Here is a 21,801-nt window from a genome sequence, read left to right on the forward strand (position 1 = left end):
CCTAACCAGTCCGGTCCCGGCGCAATCAGCAGCCCGACCGATTCGGCTGCGGGCGGCCCGGGTGCCGGGGTCGGGGTGCGGGGGGCGCCGGTGGCAGCCGATACAGTCGCCCCCATGACCAAGTGGGAATACGCGACCGTGCCCCTTCTCGTGCACGCGACCAAGCAGATCCTGGACACCTGGGGCGAGGACGGCTGGGAGCTCGTCCAGGTCGTGCCCGGGCCGAACAACCCCGAGCAGCTGGTGGCCTACCTCAAGCGGGAGAAGGCGTGACCGGGCGGGTCGAGTCGGCGCTGGCCGAGCTGGGCCTGACCCTGCCGGACGTGGTGCCGCCGCTCGCCGCGTACCAGCCGGCGGTACGGACCGGGGTGTACGTGTACACCGCCGGCCAGCTCCCCATCGTGGACGGCAAGCTTCCGCTCACCGGCAAGGTGGGCGGTGAGGTCACCCCGGAGGAGGCCCACAAGCTTGCCCGGATCTGCGCGCTGAACGCGCTGGCCGCCGTGAAGTCGGTGGCCGGGGACCTGGACCGGATCGCCCGGGTGGTGAAGGTCGTCGGCTTCGTCGCCTCGGCGCCCGACTTCACCGGTCAGCCCGCGGTCCTCAACGGGGCCAGCGAACTGCTCGGCCAGGTCCTCGGTGACAAGGGCGTGCACGCGCGCAGCGCGGTGGGCGTCACGGTGCTGCCGCTGGATGCCCCGGTCGAGGTCGAGATCCAGGTCGAGCTGGTCGAGGACTGAGCCGCCGCGACGGGCGGGACGCCCGGAGGCGGATGGGTACGGGGCCGCCGGTGCCCCGTACCCCGGCGGCCGGAGTCTCGGGGGAGCCGGGGTCCGCGAGATCCCCTCTCGAACATCAGGGCCGTTGCGCATAGGCTCCGGCCATGTCCAATGGTCAGTGGTATCCGCCCGAATGGCCTGACCGCATCCGTGCCCTGGCCGCCGGCGAGCTGGCGGTCGCCGAGCCCCGGCGGGCCGCGACCGTACTGCTGCTGCGCGACGCCGGACGCGGGCGGCCCGAGGTCCATATGCTCCGGCGCCGCACCAGCATGGCCTTCGCCGGCGGTGCGTACGCCTATCCGGGCGGCGGGGTCGACCCGCGGGACGAGCAGCCGGTGCGCTGGGCCGGTCCGGCGCCCGCCGAGTGGGCCGGCCGGCTCGGGGTGCCCGGGGCCGCCGAGGCGCAGGCCATCGTGTGCGCCGCGGTCCGGGAGACCTTCGAGGAGGCCGGCGTCCTGCTCGCCGGACCCACCGCGGCGAGCGTGGTCGAGGACACCACCGGGGACGACTGGGAGGCGGACCGGGCCGCCCTGATCGCCCGGGAGCTGGGCTTCGCCGACTTCCTGGACCGCCGCGGGCTGGTCCTCCGCTCCGATCTGCTCGGCGCCTGGGCGCGCTGGATCACCCCCGAGTTCGAGCCCCGCCGCTATGACACCTGGTTCTTCGTCGCCGCGCTGCCGTCCGGGCAGCGCACCCGGGACGCCGATGCCGCCGACTCCTCCACGGAGGCCGACCGCACGGTGTGGATCGGGCCCGACCAGGCGGCCGCCGGCTACGACCGGGGCGAGCTGCTGATGATGCCCCCGACCATCGCCACTCTGCGCTCGCTGCTGCCGTACGGGTCACCCGCCGAGGCGCTGGCCGCGGCCGGCGGGCGGGACCTCGCCCCCGTACTGGCGCGGGCCCGGCTGGAAGGGGACCAGGTGGTGCTGAGCTGGCCGGGGCACGAGGAGTTCACCAAGCTGGTGGCGGCCGAGGGCGCCCCGGCGAACGGGGGGAAGAACGGATGACCGAGGCCGCCGCCCTGCCCGGGCAGCCGCGCGGTGCCGTGGTGAGCGGCCCGGCCACCGAGCGGGCCGTCAACATCCTGGCGCCCAACCCGTCCCCGATGACGCTGGACGGCACCAACACCTGGCTGCTCTCCGAGCCGGGCTCCGAGCTCGCGGTCGTGGTCGACCCCGGGCCGCTGGACGAGGGCCATCTGCGGGCCGTGGTGGAGACCGCGGAGCGGCTCGGCAAGCGGATCGCGCTCACCCTGCTCACCCACGGCCACGCCGACCACGCCGAGGGCGCCGGGCGGTTCGCCGAGCTGACCGGGACCACGGTGCGCGCCCTGGACCCGGCGCTGCGGCTGGGCGACGAGGGGCTGCGGGCCGGCCAGGCGGTACGGGTCGGCGGGCTGGAGCTGCGGGTGGTGCCCACGCCCGGGCACACCGCCGACTCGCTGAGCTTCCACCTCCCGGCCGACCGGGCGGTGCTCACGGGGGACACCATCCTGGGCCGCGGTACGACGATGGTGGCGCATCCGGACGGGCGGCTGGGCGACTACCTGGACTCGCTGCGCCGGCTGCGCTCGCTGACCGTGGACGACGGGGTGCACACCGTGCTGCCCGGGCACGGTCCGGTGCTGGAGGACGCCCAGGGGGCGGTCGAGTTCTATCTCGCGCACCGGGCCAGCCGGCTCGCCCAGGTGGAGACGGCGGTCGAGGACGGCTACCGGACCGCCTCGGAGGTGGTGGCGCATGTGTACGCGGACGTCGACCGGAACCTGTGGCCGGCGGCCGAGCTGTCGGTCCGCGCCCAGCTGGAGTACCTCGGCGAGCACGGGCTGATCTGAGCTCCGGCGGGAGTACGGAGAGGTACGGAGGAGGGCCGCCCCGAGCTTCCGGGGCGGCCCTCCTTGCGTACAGCCGTATGGCGTCTGGGGGATCCCTGCGTACAGCCGTATGGCGCGGGGGATCAGCGCGAGCGCTTGGCGAGCCGCTCGACGTCCAGCAGGATCACCGCGCGCGCCTCCAGCCGCAGCCAGCCGCGGCCGGCGAAGTCGGCGAGGGCCTTGTTGACCGTCTCACGGGAGGCGCCGACCAGCTGGGCCAGCTCCTCCTGGGTGAGGTCGTGCACCACGTGGATGCCCTCCTCCGACTGCACACCGAAGCGGCGCGAGAGGTCGAGCAGCGCACGGGCGACCCGGCCCGGCACATCGGAGAAGACCAGGTCGGACATCTGGTCGTTGGTCTTGCGCAGCCGCCGGGCCACGGCGCGCAGCAGGGCGCTGGCGACCTCCGGGCGGGCGTTCAGCCAGGGCTGGAGGTCGTTGTGGCCGAGGCCCAGCAGCTTGACCTCGGTCAGCGCGGTGGCGGTGGCGGTACGCGGGCCCGGGTCGAACAGCGACAGCTCGCCGATCAGCTCGCCGGGGCCGAGGACGGCCAGCATGTTCTCCCGGCCGTCCGGCGAGGTGCGGTGCAGCTTCACCTTGCCGTCGGTCACCACGTACAGCCGGTCGCCCGGGTCGCCCTCGTGGAAGAGGGCGTCGCCACGGGCGAGCGTTGCCTCACTCATCGAGGCGCGGAGCTCCGCGGCCTGCTCGTCATCGAGCGCCGCGAAGAGCGGGGCGCGCCGCAGAACGTCGTCCACGAATCTCTCCTATGTCGACCTGCTCAGGGACGTCGGATCCCATGATGCCGGACGGTAAAACAGTGCGATCAATCACAACAAGTTTGACGCACTGGTACGCGTGTCCGTACGGCAGGGCCCCGATTGGGTCGTGATCGTCGGTGCCCGGGGCGGATGAGGGTGCCGACGCTTAGGCTGGCCGGGTGCCCAACCCGCCGGTGGGAACACGGGTCGCGGGGATACGGGCGCGGCCGCCCGAAGGGAATTCCGCTGTGGGCGAACAGGCATCGGCCATTCGATGATAAGCATACAAATCAGACAAGTTGCCTAGAGGGTCGGAAGGCGGCCGAAGCCGGTCCAGGACGGTGCGGTGGTCTCCGGTGGGCGGGCGGGGGTCGGCAGGCGGGGACAGCGAGCGGCGACGGGGAAGACGGTCCGGAAGAGGTCGAGGGCGACGGGATCGACGGGATCGACGGGATACGCGGAGGAGACGATCGTGGCAAAGGGTTCCGCTGAGGCCGAGACGGCGGCGGTCGAGGCCGAGACGGCCGCGGAGCAGCCGGTGACCGCCGACGGGGGCGACCACCAGACGGCGAGGCCTGAGGGGTCGGCGAAGCCTGCGGGGCCGGCGAAGAAGACGGCCGCGGTGAAGAAGACGGCCACGGCCAGGAAGGCGACCGGAGCCAAGAAGACGGCCACGGCGAAAAAGGTAACGGCGAAGAAGGCCACCGCCGATGGAAAGGCTGCCGGGGCCGGGAAGGCCGCCGCGGCCAAGAAGACGGCGGCCGGGGCCCGGAAGACCGTCGAGAACGCCCCGGCCGGGGGATCGGCGGGTGCCGGACGCGGGGCTGGGGCCTCCCGCAAGCCGGAGTCGCATCTGGCCATGGTGCGCCGCGCCCGGCGGATCTACCGCGAGCTCGGCGAGGTCTACCCGTACGCGCATCCGGAGCTCGACTTCCGCAACCCCTTCGAACTGCTGGTCGCCACGGTGCTGTCCGCCCAGACCACCGATCTACGGGTCAACCAGACCACGCCCCGCCTCTTCGCCGCGTACCCGACGCCCGAGGACATGGCCGCCGCGGCACCCGAGGAGCTGGAGGAGCTGATCCGGCCCACCGGCTTCTTCCGGGCCAAGACGAAGTCGCTGCTCGGGCTCTCCGCGGCGCTCCGGGACCGGTTCGACGGCGAGGTGCCGGGCCGTCTTGAGGACCTGGTCACCCTGCCGGGCGTCGGGCGCAAGACGGCGAACGTGGTGCTGGGCAACGCCTTCGGGGTCCCGGGGATCACGGTCGACACGCACTTCGGCCGGCTCGTCCGGCGCTGGAAGTGGACCGAGCAGGACGACCCGGAGAAGGTGGAGGCGGACGTGGCCGCGATCTTCCCCAAGTCGGAGTGGACGGACCTCTCGCACCGGGTGATCTTCCACGGCCGCCGGATCTGCCACGCCCGCAAGCCGGCCTGCGGCTGCTGCCCGATCGCGCCGCTCTGCCCCTCGTACGGGGAGGGGGAAACGGACCCCGAGAAGGCGGCCAAGCTGCTCAAGTACGAGAAGGGCGGCTTCCCCGGCCAGCGGCTCTCCCCGCCGCCCGACTACCCCGGCAAGCCGGCCCCGCCGCTCGGCGAGTCCGTGCAGTGAGGCGAGCGGGGGCAGGGGACGAGCAGGGGAGAAGAGGGGAACCGGATGGCAGCCGCGAGGCGTTGGGCAGGCCGGAGGTGTCGATGAGACGCGATGACCGGTCGTACGACCATGCCGAGCCGGGGCGGTACGGCGGCCGCCGCGCCTACGACCCTCCCCGTGAGCACGCCCATGAACCGGCTCGTGAACCGGCTCGTGAGCCCGTTCGCGACCACCCCCGTGACCGCGCGCGCGGGGCGTCTCCCGCCGGGGCGGCGCCCGCTCCCGTAACGCTGCCCCCTGCCGTACCGGAGCCCGCTCCCGTACCGGAGCCCACTGCCGTGTCGGAGGCGCCTGCCGTGTCGGAGGCGCCTGCCGTGCCGGTGCTTCCTCCCGTACCGGTGACGGAGCAGGGGCTGCCCGGGTGGCTGGAGCCGGTGGCCCGGGCCGCGCGGAGTGTGGCGCCCGAGCAGCTGAGCCGCTTTCTGCCGCCGGAGACCGGTGGGCGCCAGGCGGCCGTGCTGGTGCTGTTCGGCGAGGGGGCCCGGGGGCCCGAACTGCTGCTGATGGAGCGGGCCGGCAGCCTCCGCTCGCACGCCGGGCAGCCGTCCTTTCCGGGCGGGGCGCTGGACCCGGAGGACGGTGATCCGGAGGACGGCGGGCCGCTGCGCGCCGCGCTGCGGGAGGCCGAGGAGGAGACCGGGCTCGACCCGGCCGGCGTCCAGGTCTTCGGGGTGCTGCCCCGCCTCTACATCCCGGTCAGCGCCTTCGTGGTGACTCCGGTGCTCGGCTGGTGGCGCAGCCCCAGTCCGTTCCGGGCCGTCGATCCGGCCGAGACCGCCCGGGTCTTCACCGTGCCGGTGGCCGATCTCACGGACCCGGCCCACCGGGCGACCGCCGTCCATCCCAGCGGCTTCCGGGGTCCCGCCTTCGCGGTGGAGTCGACCCTGGTCTGGGGGTTCACGGCCGGGGTGATCGACCGCATCCTGCACTTCGCCGGCTGGGAGCGGCCCTGGGACCGGGAGAAGAGCGTCCCGCTCGACTGGCGTGCATGACAGGCTGTCGCGCGTGACAGGGTGACAGCTGTGCTCCGGGGGCCGATCGGGGCGGCCGGAGACGAATCTGCGAGGCTAATGACGGTGAACGTGCTCGACATTCTGCTGCTGGTCGCCGCCGTGTGGTTCGCGATCGTGGGGTACCGACAGGGGTTCGTGGTCGGCATCCTCTCGGTGATCGGCTTCCTCGGCGGCGGCCTCGTCGCCGTCTATCTGCTGCCGCTGGTCTGGGGCCCCCTCACCGGGGACGCCAAGGTGTCCACCACCGCCGCGATCGTCGCCGTCGTGGTGGTGATCGTGGTCGCCTCGGTCGGCCAGGCCCTCACCACCCACCTCGGCAACAAGCTGCGCCGCCACATCACCTGGTCGCCGGCCCGGGCGCTGGACGCCACCGGCGGCGCGCTGGTGAACGTGGTGGCGATGCTCCTGGTCGCCTGGCTGATCGGCTCGGCGCTCGCCGGGACCTCACTGCCCACGCTCGGCAAGGAGGTCCGCAACTCCAAGGTGCTGCTCGGGGTGTCCCGGGTGATGCCGACCGAGGCCTCGACCTGGTTCACCGACTTCACCTCCGTACTGGCGCAGAACGGCTTCCCGCAGGTCTTCAGCCCGTTCGCCAACGAGCCCATCACCGAGGTCCGCCCGCCCGACCCGGCGCTGGTCGGCAGCCCGGTGGCCGCCCGCGCCAAGCGCTCCATCGTCAAGGTGGTCGGCACCGCCCCGAGCTGCGGCAAGGTCCTGGAAGGCACCGGCTTCGTCTTCGCCGAGCGCCGGGTGATGACCAACGCCCATGTCGTCGGCGGTGTGGACGAGCCGACCGTCCAGATCGGCGGCGAGGGCCGGCGGTACGACGCGAGGGTGGTGCTCTACGACTGGGAGCGCGACATCGCCGTACTCGACGTACCGGACCTGGACGCCACCCCGCTGCAGTTCACCGAGACCGACGCCCGCAGCGGCGACAGCGCCATCGTCGCCGGCTTCCCGGAGAACGGCGCCTACGATGTGCGCTCGGCACGCGTCCGGGGCCGGATCAACGCCAACGGCCCCGACATCTACCACCGGGGCCAGGTCCGCCGCGATGTCTACTCGCTGTACGCCACGGTCCGCCAGGGCAACTCCGGCGGCCCGCTGCTCACCCCCGACGGCAAGGTGTACGGGGTGATCTTCGCCCGCTCGCTGGACGACGCGAACACCGGTTACGCGCTGACGGTGGACGAGATCCGCGAGGACATCCGGCTGGGCAGCACGGCGGGCCAGCAGGTGGACAGCCAGGGCTGCGCCCTCTGACCCTCTGGTTCTCTTGAGCCCCCGGGGTTCTCTTGAGCCCCGGGCCCTAGCTCCGGGTGTGACGCAGTCGGGCGGAGACCCAGCGGGCCCGGCGGCGGAGGATGCGGGAGATCCCGAGGCGGGGATCGGGGCCCTGGCCCGGGCGACCGCCCCTCGGGGGAAGCGGCTCGGAGGCCGAGCGGCGGTTGCGTACTACGTCAGCGTGGTCGTGCGTCCAGCCCATACCCCGACGTGTGCCCGGCCCCCATGGTCCATAACCGCCTGGGCAGCGCCGAATTGGCGTATGCGCCCGGCAAGTGGCCGCTTCCCGGCGCTCGGTGGCGGGCGGTCGGCGGGCGGGCGGCGGAAGGTCGCTACCGGTCGGGCTCGGGGTCCTTCAGCCAGTTGACCAGTTCGGTGGAGAACGCCGCAGGGTCCTCCTCGTGCGGAAAATGGCCGAGTCCGTCGAACAGCCGCCAGCGGTACGGCGCTTCCACGTACTCGCCCGAACCGGCCGCGCTGCGGGTCCGCATCGCCGGATCCAGCGAACCGTGCAGATGCAGGGTCGGCACCCGCACCGGCCGCTTCATCCGGCGGTTGAACTGGAAGCCGTCCGGGCGGGCCAGCGAACGCACCATCCACCGGTACGGCTCGATCGAGCAGTGGGCCGTGGAGGGGATCAGCATCGCCCGGCGGTAGGTCTCGACCGCCTCCTCGTCGGGCAGCCGGGGGCCGGACCAGTCGCGGATCAGCTCGCCGACCAACCGGCCGTCGTCGGCGGTCAGCTGACGCTCGGGCAGCCAGGGACGCTGGAACCCCCAGACATACGACCCGGCGCGGGACTGGGCGAAGTCCGACAGCATCGAGGAGCGCCAGCGCCGGGGGTGCGGCATCGAGGACACCGCGAGCCGCCGCACCAGCTTCGGCCGCATCACCGCCGCCGTCCAGGCCAGATAGCCGCCGAGGTCATGGCCGACCAGGGCCGCGTCGGGCTCGCCCAGGGACCGGACCACGCCGGTGATGTCGAGGGCGAGGTTGGCCGGGTCGTAACCGCGCGGGGTGCGGTCGCTGCCGCCGACCCCCCGCAGATCCATGGCCACGGCCCGGAACCCGGCCTCGGCGAGCGCCGGAAGCTGGTGCCGCCAGGTCCACCAGAACTGCGGGAAGCCGTGCAGCAGCAGGACGAGGGGACCCTCGCCCATCTCGGCGATATGGAAGCGCGCTCCGTTGGCGGCCACGTCGCGGTGGGTCCACGGCCCGTCGATACGTACCGGACCGCCGCCACCGTTGCCGTTGCCGCCGGCTCCGCCGTTGCCGCTGCCGCTGCTGCTCTCGGGGACCGTCATGCAGACGAGCGTCCCACAGTCCCGGTGCCGCTTTCGCCGCTCTTCTCCGATACGGACGCCTCCGATACGGACGCCTCCGATACGGACGCCTCCGATACGGACACGGATACGGCGGAGGCGGGGAGCGGGCGGGCGTCGGCGGGTACGGCGGTGAGCGGCTTCATATCGGCGGCCACCCCCGCCAGCGGGGCCGGGCGCGGGTGCGGCTTGGCGTTGCCGAGGATCGCGGCCGTCTGCTTCGCCGAGGCGATCGACCGCTCCGGCGGCTTGACCTTCTTGAACTTGGTCACCGCCAGCAGCGCCAGCAGCCCGGCCAGCACCAGGTACGCGCCGCCGACGATCAGGAAGGACCAGGCCAGACCGAGGCCCAGGTTGTGGATGCCGTACGCGGCGGCGAAGCTCAGCACGGGCAGCGAGAACAGGGCGAACACGCCCGCGACGCTGACCGCCGCCCCGCCCGTCGCGCCGCGCTTGACGTCCTGCCGCAGCTCGGCCTTGGCCAGGGCGATCTCGTCGTGCACGAGCGCGGACATCTCGGCGGTGGCCGACGCGACCAGCTGGCCGAGGCTGCGCTCGGCGCTGTTGGCCTCGTTGCCGACGGGGTGGCTCATCGTCGCTCCCTCTTCTCCCCGGACTTCTCTCCTGAAGCGCGGTGGTCGGTGGTGGAACCCTATGGCGGTCGGACGGGTCCGTACGGCTGCTGCCCCGGTTTCCCGGAATCCACCGGATCCCGGTCGTCGAGGGTGTGGTCCGACCTCAGATCATGCCGGACGGCCGCCGTCGTCGTGCGGCGCCCCCGCCGCTTCGGCCCCTTCCGCCCGCCCGGCTCCTTCCGCCCGCTCGGCCGCCTCTGTGGCCTTGGCCGCCTGGGCTGCCTCCGTCACCTCGGCGGCCTCCGAGGGGCTGCCGCGTTCGGCGGCCTCGGCCAGCTTCCGGTGCGCGGCGGCCTTCGCCTCGTACAGCGCCGCCATCCGCCGGTGGTGGGCCGGGTCGTCCTGCTCGTAGACGTCGGGCACGCCGCTGTGGTCCTCGTCGCGCTCCTCCTCCTCGTACAGCGCCCGGTATTTGCGGACCCGGAGCCTGAGCAGCACGGTGGCGATCACGGCGGCGATCAGCGAACCGGTCAGCACCGCCGCCTTGACCTCGGCGGTCGTCCCCGGGTCGGCCGCGAAGGCGAGTTCACCGATGAGCAGCGAGACGGTGAAGCCGATTCCGGCGAGGGCGGCCAGCGCCAGGACATCGCCCCAGTCCAGGTCCTCGTTGAGGGAGGCCCGGGTGAAGCGCGCCGCCAGCCAGGTGCCGCCGAAGACGCCCACGGTCTTGCCGACCACCAGGCCGAGGACCACGCCCAGGGTCTCCGGCTCGGTGAAGACCTCGGCGAGGGCGCCGCCGGTGACCGGCACCCCGGCCGAGAAGAGCGCGAACAGCGGTACGGCCAGTCCGGCGGAGAACGGCCGGACCAGGTGCTCGACGCGCTCACCGGGGGAGTGGCTCTCGCCGTCCCGGCGGTGGCAGCGCAGCATCAGGCCCATGGTGACCCCGGCGATGGTGGCGTGGACGCCGCTGTTGTACATCAGCGCCCAGTTGACCAGGGCCAGCGGAACGTAGACGTACCAGCCGCGCACCCCCGCGCGCAGCAGCAGCCGGAAGAGCACCAGTCCGGCGACCGCGCCGCCGAGCGCGGCGAAGTTCAGCCCGCTGGTGAAGAACACCGCGATGATCAGGATGGCGAAGAGGTCGTCCACCACGGCCAGGGTCAGCAGGAACGCGCGCAGCGCGGACGGCAGCGAGGTCCCGATCACGGCGAGCACGGCGAGCGCGAAGGCGATGTCGGTGGCGGTGGGCACCGCCCAGCCGCCGAGCGCCCCGCCGCCGAGGGTGTTGGTCAGGACGTAGACGAGGGCGGGTACGGCCATCCCGCACACGGCGGCGACCACCGGGAGGGCGGCGGCCCGGGGGTCGCGCAGTTCCCCGGCGACCAGCTCGCGCTTGAGCTCGATGCCCGCGACGAAGAAGAAGACGGTGAGCAGCCCGTCGGCGGCCCAGTGCTGGACGGACAGGTCGAGCCCGAGCGCGGAGGGCCCCAGATGGGCGTCGCGGACGGTCTCGTAGCTGTCGGCGAGCGGGGTGTTCGCCCAGACCAGCGCCGCGATGGCGGCGACCAGCAGCAGCAGTCCGCCGACCGTCTCGGTCCGCAGCGCGTCGGTGAGGTACGTGCGCTCCGGCAGCGGCAGCCTCCCGAACAGGGACGCCGCCGCACCGCTGCGGGGGACGGGCTTGCGGGAGCTGTTCTCCAGGGAGGCGGTCCCCGGGGAGCCGGTCTCCGGGGAGGCGGACTCGCCGGGGCCGGGCCGGCCGGAGTCGGGCTTACGGGGGGTGGGCGCGGCCACGGGGAGGACCTCCGGTCGCTGGGCGTGCGGGCAGGGCTGAACACCTGCCGACCAGACTTCCCGGCGCACCTGTGCGGGCGTCAGGGCGGAAGCCGGTGTCACCGCTTCCGGTGATACCGCGCCGCCGATCTTGACGGACCCTTGTCGCCTCTCACCGTACCGGGTGGCCGGGAAAGGCGCTCGATCGGTGTGCTCCGGCCCTGCGCCGCACGTACGAGGGCGCCCAGCCCACCGTGAGGTCACGGTGGGCTGGGCGGCCCGGGTGCAGGCGGTCCTCGTCCGTCAGTCCTCGCTGGAGGCGCTCGGCAGCTTGGACTGGATGAGGTCCATCACGGAGGAGTCGGTGAGCGTGGTGACGTCACCGAGCTGGCGGTTCTCCGCCACGTCCCGCAGCAGTCGGCGCATGATCTTGCCGGAGCGGGTCTTGGGCAGCTCGGCGACCGGCAGGACCCGCTTGGGCTTGGCGATGGGGCCCAGGGTGGCGCCCACGTGGTTGCGCAGCTCGGCCACCAGGGACTCGTCCTCGCTGGCCGTGCCGCGCAGGATGACGAAGGCCACGATCGCCTGGCCGGTGGTCTCGTCCTCGGCGCCGACGACCGCCGCCTCGGCGACCTTGGGGTGCGAGACGAGCGCGGACTCGACCTCGGTGGTGGAGATGTTGTGGCCGGAGACCAGCATCACGTCGTCCACCCGGCCGAGCAGCCAGATGTCGCCGTCCTCGTCCTTCTTGGCACCGTCACCGGCGAAGTACTTGCCCTCGAAGCGCGACCAGTAGGTGTCGATGAACCGCTGGTCGTCGCCCCAGATGGTGCGGAGCATGGACGGCCACGGCTCGGTGAGGACCAGGTAGCCGCCGCCTCCATCGGGCACCTCGTTGGCGTCGTCGTCCACGACGGTGGCCGCGATGCCCGGCAGCGCGCGCTGGGCGGAGCCCGGCTTGGTCTCGGTGACCCCCGGCAGCGGCGAGATCATCATCGCGCCGGTCTCGGTCTGCCACCAGGTGTCCACGATCGGGGTCTTTCCGGCGCCGATGTTCTCCCGGTACCAGATCCAGGCCTCGGGGTTGATCGGCTCGCCGACCGAGCCCAGCACCCGGAGGCTGGACAGGTCGAACGTGGCCGGGATGTCGTCGCCCCACTTCATGAAGGTGCGGATCGCGGTCGGCGCGGTGTAGAGGATGGTGACGCCGTACTTCTGCACGATCTCCCAGAACCGGCCCTGGTGCGGGGTGTCCGGGGTGCCCTCGTACATCACCTGGGTGGCGCCGTTGGCCAGCGGCCCGTACACGATGTACGAGTGGCCGGTGACCCAGCCGATGTCGGCGGTGCACCAGTAGACGTCGGTCTCCGGCTTGAGGTCGAACACCGCGTGGTGGGTGTAGGCGGCCTGGGTGAGGTAGCCGCCGGAGGTGTGCAGGATGCCCTTGGGCTTCCCGGTGGTGCCGGAGGTGTAGAGGATGAACAGCGGGTGCTCGGCCTCGAACGCCTCCGGGGTGTGCTCGGCGGACTGGCGGCCCACGACCTCGTGCCACCACACGTCCCGGCCCTCGGTGAACGCGGTGTCCTGCCCGGTGCGGCGCACCACCAGCACGTGCTCGACCTGCGGGCACTTGGCCACGGCCTCGTCGATGGCGGGCTTGAGCGCGGTCGGCTTGTTGCGCCGGTAGCCGCCGTCGGCGGTGATGACCAGCTTGGCGTCCGCGTCCTGGATGCGGGAGGCGACGGCGTCGGCGGAGAAGCCGCCGAAGACCACCGAGTGCGCCGCGCCGATGCGGGCGCAGGCCAGCATGGCGACGGCGGCCTCCGGGATCATCGGCAGATACACCGCGACCCGGTCGCCCTTGCGGACGCCGAGCTCGGTCAGCGCGTTGGCCGCCCGGGAGACCTCGTCCTTCAGTTCGGCGTAGGTGAGGGCCCGGCTGTCTCCCGGCTCGCCCTCGAAGTGGATGGCGACCCGGTCGCCGTGACCGGCTTCGACGTGCCGGTCTACGCAGTTGTACGCCACGTTCAGCCGGCCGTCGGCGAACCACTTGGCGAACGGCGGGTTCGACCAGTCGAGGGTCTCGGTCGGCTCGGTGTCCCAGCTGAGGCGACGCGCCTGCTCGGCCCAGAAGCCGAGCCGGTCCGCCGTGGCCTGCTCGTACGCGTCCGCCGTCACATTGGCGTGCGCGGCCAGCTCGGCGGGCGGCGCGAACCGCCGCTCCTCCTTGAGGAGGTTGGCCAGGCTTTCGTTGCTCACGACATCTCCCGTTCTCAGGGCGTCCTATGTGTCCCAGCCCATACCTCATCAGCCGAAAGCCCCGGGTGACAAGAGCCCCCCGCATATTGGTTTAGACCTTTTTGAGGCCGGTAAGGGGACGCCCGTGCGGTCCGCCACCCCCATGGGTGACCCGTGCGACCGGACGGCGACCCCCTCCTCCCGGGCGGTGGACGGAGGAGGCCGCCTCCCCTGTTCACGGGGCCCACCGGACCCAGGTTCACGGAGAGCTCACTTCGAGGGCATCACCCGCCCTCGCGGAGAGGAGGGCTGGATGGTGGGCGGAGAGGGGGGCAGGGAGGGAGGCTGGGCGGCGGGCGGGGAGGAGGCGGTGACCCGGTCGAACAGATGCCCCCGGTCCGGCGCCCGGTCCGGCCCCCGGTCCAGGGGCCACATGTCCTCGCCCCGCATGTCCCCGCCGCCGACCTGGTCACCCGTCAGGAGGTAGGCCTGGGCCTCGCCCACGTGGAAGTACATCCCGTGCAGCTCCAGCGTGCCCAGGGCCAGACCCCGGGCCACCGAGGGGTGGGCCCGTAGATGCTCCAGTTGCTGCACCACATTGGTCAGGCAGAGCTGCTCGACCGCGTCGGCCGGTCGCCGGCCCGCGAGCCGGACTCCGGCGCGCTCGCCGTCCCTCAGCCGGAGCAGGCTGGGCTTCCCGTGCCGCAGCCAGCGGCGCAGCGGCGTCGTGACCACCGCCTGGGCGCCGTCCCCCGCCTGGGCGCCGTCCGGGGCGCCGTCCCCTGCCCGGGTGCCGTCCGCCGGGGCGCCTTCCCCTCCCCGGGTGCCGTCCGCCGCCGGGGCGCCGTCCGAGTCGAGCAGGGCCTGCATGGCGCCGCAGCCCGAGTGGCCGCAGACGGTGATCGACTGGACGTGCAGCACATCCACCGCGTACTCGATGGCGGCGGCGACCGAGTCGTCGCCGCTCTCGTCACCGCTCGCGCGGCCGGGCGGTGGGACCAGGTTGCCCACATTGCGCACGGTGAACAGGTCGCCCGGGCCGCTCGCGGTGATCATGCTGGTCACCACCCGGGAGTCGGAGCAGGTGAGGAAGAGCTGTGAGGGCCGCTGCCCCTCCCGGGCCAGCCGGGCCAGCTCCTCGCGTACCAGCGGGGCCGTGTCACGCTGGAACGAGCTGATTCCGCTGGCGAGTTGGTAGCCACCGCCGCCGGTCTGCCCGGTGGCCCGGCCACCGCCGTCGGTCTCCTCGGGCGCGGAGGCCGGGTGGGTGCCGCAGTGGTGGTTGCGCCAGGGTGTCCAGGGTCGGCAGCAGGTGGACCGGGCGGACCGGGCGGACCGGGCGGACCGCTCGCCGATCCGTACCCCCGCCCGGCCCGTCATCTCCACCAGACCGCCCCGGGCGATGTGGGCGGTCTGCCAGTCCTGGAGGGCCTCGTAGGCGGCGTGGTCCATGAAGGACCCGTCCAGCTCGACCACCACCCGCGCCCCGTGCGGGATCTGGTGCAGGGCGCGGCTCAACCGGGGCACGGCCAGGAAGGTCAGCTGGCCCCGCACCCGTACCCGCTGGAGGCCGTCCTCCGTCTCCCGGGTGATCCGGGTGTGGGTGAGCCGGTGCATCGCGGTGCCCCCGGCGACCAGGATGCCGAGGGCCACACCCTCCAGGATGCCGATGAGCACGACCCCGCTCACCGTCACCGCGTACACCAGCGCCTCGCGGTGGCGGGTGACGGTGCGGATCCGGGTGATGCTGACCATCTGCACGCCGATGACCATGACGAGCGCGGCGAGCGCCGGCAGCGGGATCAGATCCAGCACGGGGACGAGGACGAGGGCGGCCAGCACGATCCACAGCCCGTGGAGCATCGTGGAGTGGCGGCTCATCGCCCCCGCCGACACATTGGCCACGCTGCGCACGGCGACCCCGGCGACGGGCAGGCCTCCGAGGGCGCCGGAGACGATGTTGGCCGCGCCCTGGCCGGCCAGCTCCCGGTCGAGGTCGGAGCGCGGGACATGGGTGGCCGGGTCCGGCCGGGCGGCGACCAGCTTGTCGACGGCGACCGCCGACAGCAGCGACTGGACGCTGGTGACCAGGGTGATGGTCAGCACGCCCGTGGCGATGCCGAGCACCGGGCCCTCGGGCAACCCGGGCAGGGCGTGGCTGGACCAGGACGGCAGCTCCACCCGGGGGACGGCGATCCCGCCGAGCACGGCGAGCAGGGTGGCGGCGCCGACGGCGGCCAGCGCGGCCGGTGCCTTGCGCAGGGCGTGCCCGATCCGGCCACCGAGCCGTGGCCACAGCAGCAGCACGGCGATGGTGACCAGGCTGACGGAGAGGGCCGCCGGATGCAGGTCGGCCAGCTGGGCGGGCAGGCCCAGGACATTGGCCACGGCCGAGCTCTGCGGGGTGCCGCCGAGCACCACATGCAGCTGGGCCAGGGCGATGGTGACCCCGATCCCGGCCAGCATGCCGTGCACGATCGCCGGGGAGACGGCGAGGGCCGACCGGGCCACCCGCAGCAGGGACAGTCCGAGCTGGGCGAGACCGGCGAGCACGGTGATGGCGCAGGTGGTGCGCCAGCCGAACTTCTGGATCAGCTCGGCCGTGACCAGGGTCAGTCCGGCCGCCGGCCCGCTGACCTGGAGCGGTGACCCGCCGAGCCGCCCGGCCACCAGACCGCCCACGGCCGCCGCCACCAGGCCGGCCTGGAGCGGGGCGCTGGTGGCGAGCGCGATACCGAGGGAGAGCGGCAGCGCGATCAGGAAGACGGCGATGGAGGCGGACACATCGACGCCCCGGACGCGGAAGCGCCGGCCATCGCCGCCGGGACGGCCGTATCGCGCCCGTAGGCCGCCGCCCCCGCCGGACCGGCCGTCGCGCCGCCGACCGGAACCGCCTTCCTCCCCCGGGCCCGAACGGCGGTGGGTCCGTCGGAAACGGGTGCCGCGGGAAGGGGGAGAGGCGGGCTCGGACCGTCCGGTGCGGTCGGTCCGTGCCGAGGTGCAGACGGTCATGGCTTCCGTCTCCTCCGGGTCGGCTCGGGTGTGGGGGAGCGCAGTGCGGGAGCCGCCCCGGTCCGCTGATTCGCTGCGGTTACGGGCCCGACTTCAAACTCTGCGTAAACAGACAGTAATGGAGAGTAAAGACTCCGACAATTTTTTCGAGGCGTTTGGGGGTCACTTTCACCCCATGCGGTGATTGGTACGTCTAGTACGGCTTGTCATATTTTCTTCTCTTCGTTTCGGGTGTGACGGTGGCGGCGCTCGGGGGGATCCCCAGGACCAAGAAGGGTGGGCGGATCATGGCCGCCACGAAGAGGATCACTGCCGGCGCGATCGCCGTGGCGCTGACCGCAGGCCTGGCCGGCTGCAGCGCCCTCGGTGGCGCCGCCACCGAGGGCGCGGCCGGCCCCAAGAAGGCCGCGCCCCCCAAGAGCGTCGTCCGGCTGATCGGCGACGGCTCGACCGCGTTCACCGGCATCCAGCCCGGGCTGCGCAGGCCCGAGCGCCTGAAGCCGGGTCAGAAGCCGCCCCAGTTCGTCGTCTTCTCCTGGGACGGGGCCGGAGAGGACAGCCAGAAGCTCTTCTCGCACTTCCGTCAGGTCGGCCGGAAGCACGGTGCGACCATGACCTACTTCCTCAGCGGCGTCTATCTGCTGCCGGAGGACAAGTCCACCCTCTACGACGCGCCCGGCCACTCGCCCGGCCGCTCCGACATCGGCTTCAACGACACCGAGGGCATCCGGGCCACCGTGCGGGAGCTGCGCGGCGCCTGGCAGGAGGGCAACGAGATCGGCACCCACTTCAACGGCCACTTCTGCGGCCCGGAGAGCGGTGTCGGCACCTGGTCCGTCGAGGACTGGAAGAGCGAGATCGCGCAGGCCAAGGCGTTCGTGAAGAAGTGGAAGACCAACTCCGGCCTGAACGCCGAGAACCCGCTGCCCTTCGACTACGAGAAGGAGCTGATCGGGGCCCGCACCCCCTGCCTGGAGGGCCGCACCAACTTCGTCCGCGCCGCGAGCGACCTGGGCTGGCGCTATGACACCAGCGGCGTCAACAACCAGGTCTGGCCGGGCAAGGACCACGGCCTGTGGGACCTGTCGCTCCAGATGATCCCGGTCCCCGGGCGCGCCTTCGAGACGCTCTCCATGGACTACAACTTCATGGTGAACCAGTCCGGCACGACCAAGGGCGACCCCTCGATGCACCAGGAGTGGGGCAACCAGTTCCGGGACGGCATGCTGGAGGCCTTCGACCGCGCCTACGACGGCAACCGGGCGCCCCTGGTGATCGGCAACCACTTCGAGTCGTGGAACGGCCAGACGTATATGCGGGCGATCGAGGAGACCATCGCCAAGGTGTGTGGCAAGAGCGAGGTGCGCTGCGTGTCGTTCCGTCAGCTGGCCGACTGGCTGGACGCCCAGGACCCGGCGGTACTGGCGAAGATGCGGACCCTCAAGGTCGGCGAGGCTCCCAAGAGCGGCTGGCCGGCGTTCCTGGCCGCCCAGCCGCCGGCTTCCGCCCGGCCGTCCGGCGCGGCACCGTCTACCGCCGCCCGCCCGGCCGGACAAGCCCAGCCCGCCCGTCAGGAGGGCTGACCCGCCCCGCCAGGAGGGCTGACCCCGGCGCGCACCCTGACAGGCCACCGAGCCGGCGGCCTGTCAGGGAAGCGGGAATTCAGTCGGATTGGGCGGCGGCGGTCGCTCCCGCCGGAACGGCGCCTTCCCGCTGCCCGCCGGCCGGCTGCCCCGGGCCCGTCGCCAGCCCTTCATGGAGGACGAAGCCGGGATCGACCTGCGCCGCCAGATCGGTCCCGGTCCTGGCGTTGCCCCAGCTCTCCGCGTTCCGCAGGTGGAAGTGGACCATCTGCCGGGTGTACCGCTCCCAGTCCCGGGAGTGGTACGAGGCGTCCGCCGCCTCCTGGAGTGCGCCCAGTGCCCGCCGGTCCGCCTCCGCCAGCCGGTCGAACGGTGTGGGGCGGCCCTTCTCCATGGCCCGTACCCAGTCCGAGTGGCCGACCGTGACCAGCAGGTCGTCGCCCACCTCCGCACGCAGGAACTCCACGTCGTCCCCGCCCTGCACCTTGTTGCCCACCACCCGCAGCGCGACGCCGTAGTCCCGGGCGTACTCCTTGTACTGGCGGTAGACCGAGACCCCCTTGCGGGTCGGCTCGGCGACCAGGAAGGTCATGTCGAAGCGGGTGAACATCCCGGACGCGAACGAGTCCGAGCCCGCCGTCATGTCGACCACCACGTACTCGTCCGCCCCGTCGACCAGGTGGTTCAGGCAGAGTTCGACCGCGCCGACCTTGGAGTGGTAGCAGGCCACCCCGAGGTCCGACTCGGTGAACGGCCCGGTCGCCATCAGGGTGACCTCGCCGTCGTCCAGGCGCACGGGCCGCGCGCAGGCCGTGTAGACCGGGTTCTCCTCCCGTACCCGCAGCAGCCGGGAGCCCTCGCCGGGCGGAGTGGTCTTGATCATCGCCTCGGCGGAGGCGATCCGCGGGTTGGAACCCCGCAGATAGTCCTTGATGAGCGGCAGCTGCGCCCCCATCGGCGGTACGGCCGCCGCCGCGGACTCGTCGAGTCCGAGCGCGACGCCCAGGTGCTGGTTGATGTCGGCGTCTACCGCGATGACCGGCGCGCCCTTGGCTGCGAGATGGCGGATGAAGAGCGAGGACAGCGTGGTCTTGCCGCTGCCGCCCTTCCCAACGAAAGCGATCTTCATGTTCAAATAGCGTAGCGCTCCGTAGCGCGGCAGGCGCACTGTGCGGTCGATTTGCGGGAAATCTGCCTGGATCACGCCGCCGGATCCCGACGGCCGGCGGTGGCCGGTATGACGATCACCACTGTCTGGCAGGGCGATGAGAGGCCTGGTCGGCGGGCGCGTAGCCTCGCTGCCTATGAGTACCAACGCCGCTGATCCGCTGGCCGCTCTGGCCTCGCTGCCCGGGGTTCCGGAGGCCGTCGACTCGGTCCGCAAGGCCGTGGACCGGGTGTACGGGCACCGGGTGATGCGCCGCCGCAGCAACGAGGTCACCTCCGAGGCGGCCCTTCGAGGCGCCCGCGCCTCGGCGGCGCTGTCCGGTGCGGACTGGGCGCTGGAGGAGGTGCGCCGGCGCACCGACTTCGGCGGTGACCCGGAGGCGCGTACCGTCGGCGCCGCGCTGCGGCTGAGCGCCGAGGCCGGGCAGTTGCTGTCCATCTGGCGGCAGTCCCCGATGCGGGTGCTGGCGCGTCTGCATCTGGTGGCGGCCGCCGACTCGGCGACCGGGCCGGGCGGGCCGCTCGGCGGTACGGCCGTGCTGCCGGACGCCCCTGCGGCGGGCTCGGTGGGTCGTCCGCGCCAGGCCGGGGAGGCGGTCGACGAGCCGCTGATCGAGGCCCCGCTGCCGGATGCCGCCGAGGTGGCCGGCCGGCTGGAGGGCCTGGCCGGGCTGATCGTCGCCGGCGGAGAGGCTCCGGCGCTGGTCACCGCCGCCGTGGTGCATGGCGAACTCCTGGCGCTGCGCCCCTTCACCAGCTACAGCGGTCTGGTGGCGCGGGCCGCCGAGCGGATCGTGCTGATCGGCAGCGGCCTCGACCCGAAGGCCATCTGCCCGGCCGAGGTCGGCCACGCGGAGCAGGGCCGGGCCGCGTACCTGGCGGCGCTGGAGGGCTATCTCTCGGGTACGCCGGAGGGGATGGGCGCCTGGATCACGCACTGCGGGCGGGCGGTGGAGCTGGGGGTTCGGGAGTCCACCGCGGTCTGCGAGGCGCTGCAACGCGGCGCCGCCTGAGCGGATCTGCGCCCGGGGGGCTGTCTGCGGACAGAGGTGCGGCGGTACCGGGATCGGTACCGCCGCTGGCACGTCTGCCGAGTTACCAAGCGTCCTCGATATGTGCCCATCAGGCCGGGTACTTCGCCCGTAGCCTGGTGCGGCTGGCCCGTAATCGACGGGTCGACGTCGCGTGGGTGCTCAGTTTCCGTGCTGTTCGGTCCGTGGGGCCTTCTTGCTCAACAGGTGATCCTCTCGGATGTCCTCGGTCTCGCGGGCCGTTAATTCCTTTGTACTACCGTCCCGCCCGATGCGAAACCCCTGGCTCCGGTTTTGGGCGATCTGGTCCGGAGCGGGTGGATTCCGACCCTGGGGGCGGGCATGGGCGGGCGCCTTGACGGCGATGGCTTGGCGACCCGGGTGGCGGCCGGACCCGGCGGCCACCCGGACCGGTATCCGTCCGGCCCCGACGTCAGACGGCTGTCCGCTTACGGGCGGCGTACCAGACCAGGCCGGCGGTCGCGGCCGCGGCGCCGACCGCCGCCGCGGCCACCAGCGCCGGGCGCGGCGGCAGCCGGAAGGCGGGCAGCCGCTGCTTGAGGCGCACCGGGCGGTTGAACACCAGGACCGGCCAGTCCCGTGCGGTCGCGGCCCGGCGCAGGGCGCGGTCGGGGTTGACCGCGTACGGATGGCCGACGGCCTCCAGCATCGGCAGGTCGGTGGCCGAGTCGCTGTAGGCGTAGCAGCGGTCCAGGTCGTACCCCTCCGCCTCGGCCAGCTCCCTGATGGCCTCCGCCTTCGTCGGGCCGTAGGCGTAGTACTCCACCTCCCCGGTGAAGCAGCCGTCCTCGCCGACGACCATCCGGGTGGCCACGACCCGGTCGGCGCCGAGGAGTTCACCGATGGGCTCCACCACCTCGGCCCCCGAGGTGGAGACGATCACCACGTCCCGGCCGGCGGTGTGGTGCTCCTCGATGAGGGAGGCGGCCTCGTCGTAGATGATCGGGTCGATGAGGTCGTGCAGCGTCTCGGCGACCAGCTCCCGCACCTGCTGGACGTCCCACCCTTTGCAGAGCGCGGAGAGGTACGCGCGCATCCGCTCCATCTGCTCGTGGTCGGCGCCTCCGGCCAGGAAGACGAACTGGATATAGGCGGTCCGCAGTACGGCTCGGCGGTTGATCAGGCCGCCTTGGTAGAAGGACTTGCTGAAGGTCAGCGTCGATGACTTCGCAATGACCGTCTTGTCCAGGTCGAAGAAGGCCGCGGTGCGCGGTGAGGAGTGGTTTTCCACGGGCCCGAGCATAGGTGGCCGCCATTCGGCGTACGCTGGGGCGTGTGGGTTTGCCTGAGAAGGGTCTCGGGTACACCATGGAAGTCACGGATCGTTCGCGACCGTGCTAACCCGGTCCGGCTCCTCCCCCCCCGAGTCGGTCCGGAGAGGACGACCCCCGCTCTCCCCCCCGGCGGGGGTCGTCGCATGTCCGGGCGCATGTACGCCCTCCGGCGCCGCTCTGGATCGTTCATTCCGGGCCCCCTCTCGTGCTGCTGGGCCGACCGGCCCCATCCCTCAACATCGTCACTCAGTGTAGTCGTCGGGCTGCGCTGGGGAAGTCCCTGGTATGGGTGAGCGGGATATTCACAACGGTCGAGTCGTCCACAGATATCGACCAAGATCCACTTTATTTCCGGTGGACGCCCACGCTGATTCCGGCAGCGAAGTCCGCGGCATCCGCGGTGTCCGGAGGAGTGTCGCGCGGAATGACGCTCTC

Annotated in this window: 17 protein-coding genes; 9 read left to right on the plus strand and 8 right to left on the minus strand. The window is 72.5% G+C overall.

Features of this window, described 5'->3' with window-relative positions:
• The first annotated feature begins 114 nt into the window (after positions 1-114).
• From ABZ945_RS10855 to ABZ945_RS10870, 4 genes are all read left to right on the plus strand, one after another.
• Positions 115-273 (plus strand): DUF4177 domain-containing protein, encoded by a 159-nt coding sequence (locus ABZ945_RS10855; protein ID WP_003967454.1) that lies wholly within the window; start codon positions 115-117, stop codon positions 271-273.
• A complete protein-coding gene (locus tag ABZ945_RS10860) occupies positions 270-740 on the plus strand; it encodes a RidA family protein (protein ID WP_361266876.1) in 471 nt (156 codons plus the stop codon). Before ABZ945_RS10855 ends, ABZ945_RS10860 begins: the two co-directional genes overlap by 4 nt.
• A gap of 143 nt (positions 741-883) precedes the next feature.
• The gene (locus ABZ945_RS10865; protein WP_361266878.1) at positions 884-1,789 is read left to right on the plus strand and encodes an NUDIX hydrolase; all 906 of its coding nucleotides are present in this window, start codon (positions 884-886) and stop codon (positions 1,787-1,789) included.
• A complete protein-coding gene (locus tag ABZ945_RS10870) occupies positions 1,786-2,616 on the plus strand; it encodes an MBL fold metallo-hydrolase (protein ID WP_361266880.1) in 831 nt (276 codons plus the stop codon). Before ABZ945_RS10865 ends, ABZ945_RS10870 begins: the two co-directional genes overlap by 4 nt.
• Positions 2,617-2,738: 122 nt before the next feature.
• On the opposite strand, the gene ABZ945_RS10875 is transcribed toward ABZ945_RS10870, so the two are convergent.
• Positions 2,739-3,413, minus strand: coding sequence for a Crp/Fnr family transcriptional regulator (locus tag ABZ945_RS10875; RefSeq protein ID WP_248633424.1), 675 nt, complete (start codon positions 3,411-3,413; stop codon positions 2,739-2,741).
• Between the two features lie 625 nt (positions 3,414-4,038).
• On the opposite strand from ABZ945_RS10875, the gene nth reads away from it, so the two are divergent.
• The 3 genes from nth (at position 4,039) to ABZ945_RS10890 (ending at position 7,346) form a co-directional block, all read left to right on the plus strand.
• Positions 4,039-5,028: an endonuclease III gene (gene nth, locus ABZ945_RS10880; RefSeq protein WP_361267131.1), complete on the plus strand. Its 990-nt coding sequence runs from the start codon at positions 4,039-4,041 to the stop codon at positions 5,026-5,028.
• A gap of 356 nt (positions 5,029-5,384) precedes the next feature.
• Entirely contained in the window at positions 5,385-6,062 is a 678-nt protein-coding gene (locus tag ABZ945_RS10885; RefSeq protein ID WP_361266882.1) for a CoA pyrophosphatase, read from the plus strand.
• Between the two features lie 84 nt (positions 6,063-6,146).
• Positions 6,147-7,346, plus strand: a complete 1,200-nt coding sequence (locus ABZ945_RS10890) for a MarP family serine protease (RefSeq protein ID WP_361266884.1) — start codon at positions 6,147-6,149, stop codon at positions 7,344-7,346.
• Between the two features lie 353 nt (positions 7,347-7,699).
• On the opposite strand, the gene ABZ945_RS10895 is transcribed toward ABZ945_RS10890, so the two are convergent.
• From ABZ945_RS10895 to ABZ945_RS10915, 5 genes are all read right to left on the minus strand, one after another.
• Positions 7,700-8,671: an alpha/beta hydrolase gene (locus ABZ945_RS10895; protein ID WP_361266886.1), complete on the minus strand. Its 972-nt coding sequence runs from the start codon at positions 8,669-8,671 to the stop codon at positions 7,700-7,702.
• Positions 8,668-9,282: a phage holin family protein gene (locus tag ABZ945_RS10900; RefSeq protein WP_361266888.1), complete on the minus strand. Its 615-nt coding sequence runs from the start codon at positions 9,280-9,282 to the stop codon at positions 8,668-8,670. Before ABZ945_RS10900 ends, ABZ945_RS10895 begins: the two co-directional genes overlap by 4 nt.
• A gap of 150 nt (positions 9,283-9,432) precedes the next feature.
• Positions 9,433-10,917, minus strand: a complete 1,485-nt coding sequence (gene nhaA, locus ABZ945_RS10905) for a Na+/H+ antiporter NhaA (RefSeq protein ID WP_361267133.1) — start codon at positions 10,915-10,917, stop codon at positions 9,433-9,435.
• A gap of 426 nt (positions 10,918-11,343) precedes the next feature.
• Positions 11,344-13,299 (minus strand): acetate--CoA ligase, encoded by a 1,956-nt coding sequence (gene acs / locus ABZ945_RS10910; RefSeq protein ID WP_361266890.1) that lies wholly within the window; start codon positions 13,297-13,299, stop codon positions 11,344-11,346.
• A 249-nt stretch (positions 13,300-13,548) separates the two neighbouring features.
• A complete protein-coding gene (locus ABZ945_RS10915; RefSeq protein WP_361266892.1) occupies positions 13,549-16,062 on the minus strand; it encodes a SulP family inorganic anion transporter in 2,514 nt (837 codons plus the stop codon).
• 515 nt (positions 16,063-16,577) lie between these two features.
• Here ABZ945_RS10915 and ABZ945_RS10920 point away from each other — a divergent pair.
• Positions 16,578-17,873 carry a hypothetical protein gene (locus ABZ945_RS10920; RefSeq protein ID WP_361266894.1) on the plus strand — a complete coding sequence of 432 codons (1,296 nt, stop codon included), beginning with the start codon at positions 16,578-16,580 and terminating at the stop codon, positions 17,871-17,873.
• Positions 17,874-17,952: 79 nt separating this feature from the next.
• On the opposite strand, the gene ABZ945_RS10925 is transcribed toward ABZ945_RS10920, so the two are convergent.
• Positions 17,953-19,002, minus strand: coding sequence for an ATP-binding protein (locus ABZ945_RS10925; protein ID WP_361266896.1), 1,050 nt, complete (start codon positions 19,000-19,002; stop codon positions 17,953-17,955).
• Positions 19,003-19,177: 175 nt separating this feature from the next.
• Between ABZ945_RS10925 and ABZ945_RS10930 the strand changes: the two genes are divergently transcribed.
• Positions 19,178-20,053 carry an oxidoreductase gene (locus ABZ945_RS10930; RefSeq protein ID WP_361266898.1) on the plus strand — a complete coding sequence of 292 codons (876 nt, stop codon included), beginning with the start codon at positions 19,178-19,180 and terminating at the stop codon, positions 20,051-20,053.
• 451 nt (positions 20,054-20,504) lie between these two features.
• Here ABZ945_RS10930 and ABZ945_RS10935 read toward each other — a convergent pair whose 3' ends face one another.
• Positions 20,505-21,335 (minus strand): HAD family hydrolase, encoded by an 831-nt coding sequence (locus ABZ945_RS10935; protein ID WP_361266900.1) that lies wholly within the window; start codon positions 21,333-21,335, stop codon positions 20,505-20,507.
• Between the last annotated feature and the right edge of the window lie 466 nt (positions 21,336-21,801).

Origin of the sequence: Streptomyces sp. NPDC046887, from assembly GCF_040644755.1 — a bacterium.
Lineage (GTDB): Bacteria > Actinomycetota > Actinomycetes > Streptomycetales > Streptomycetaceae > Streptomyces > Streptomyces lichenis.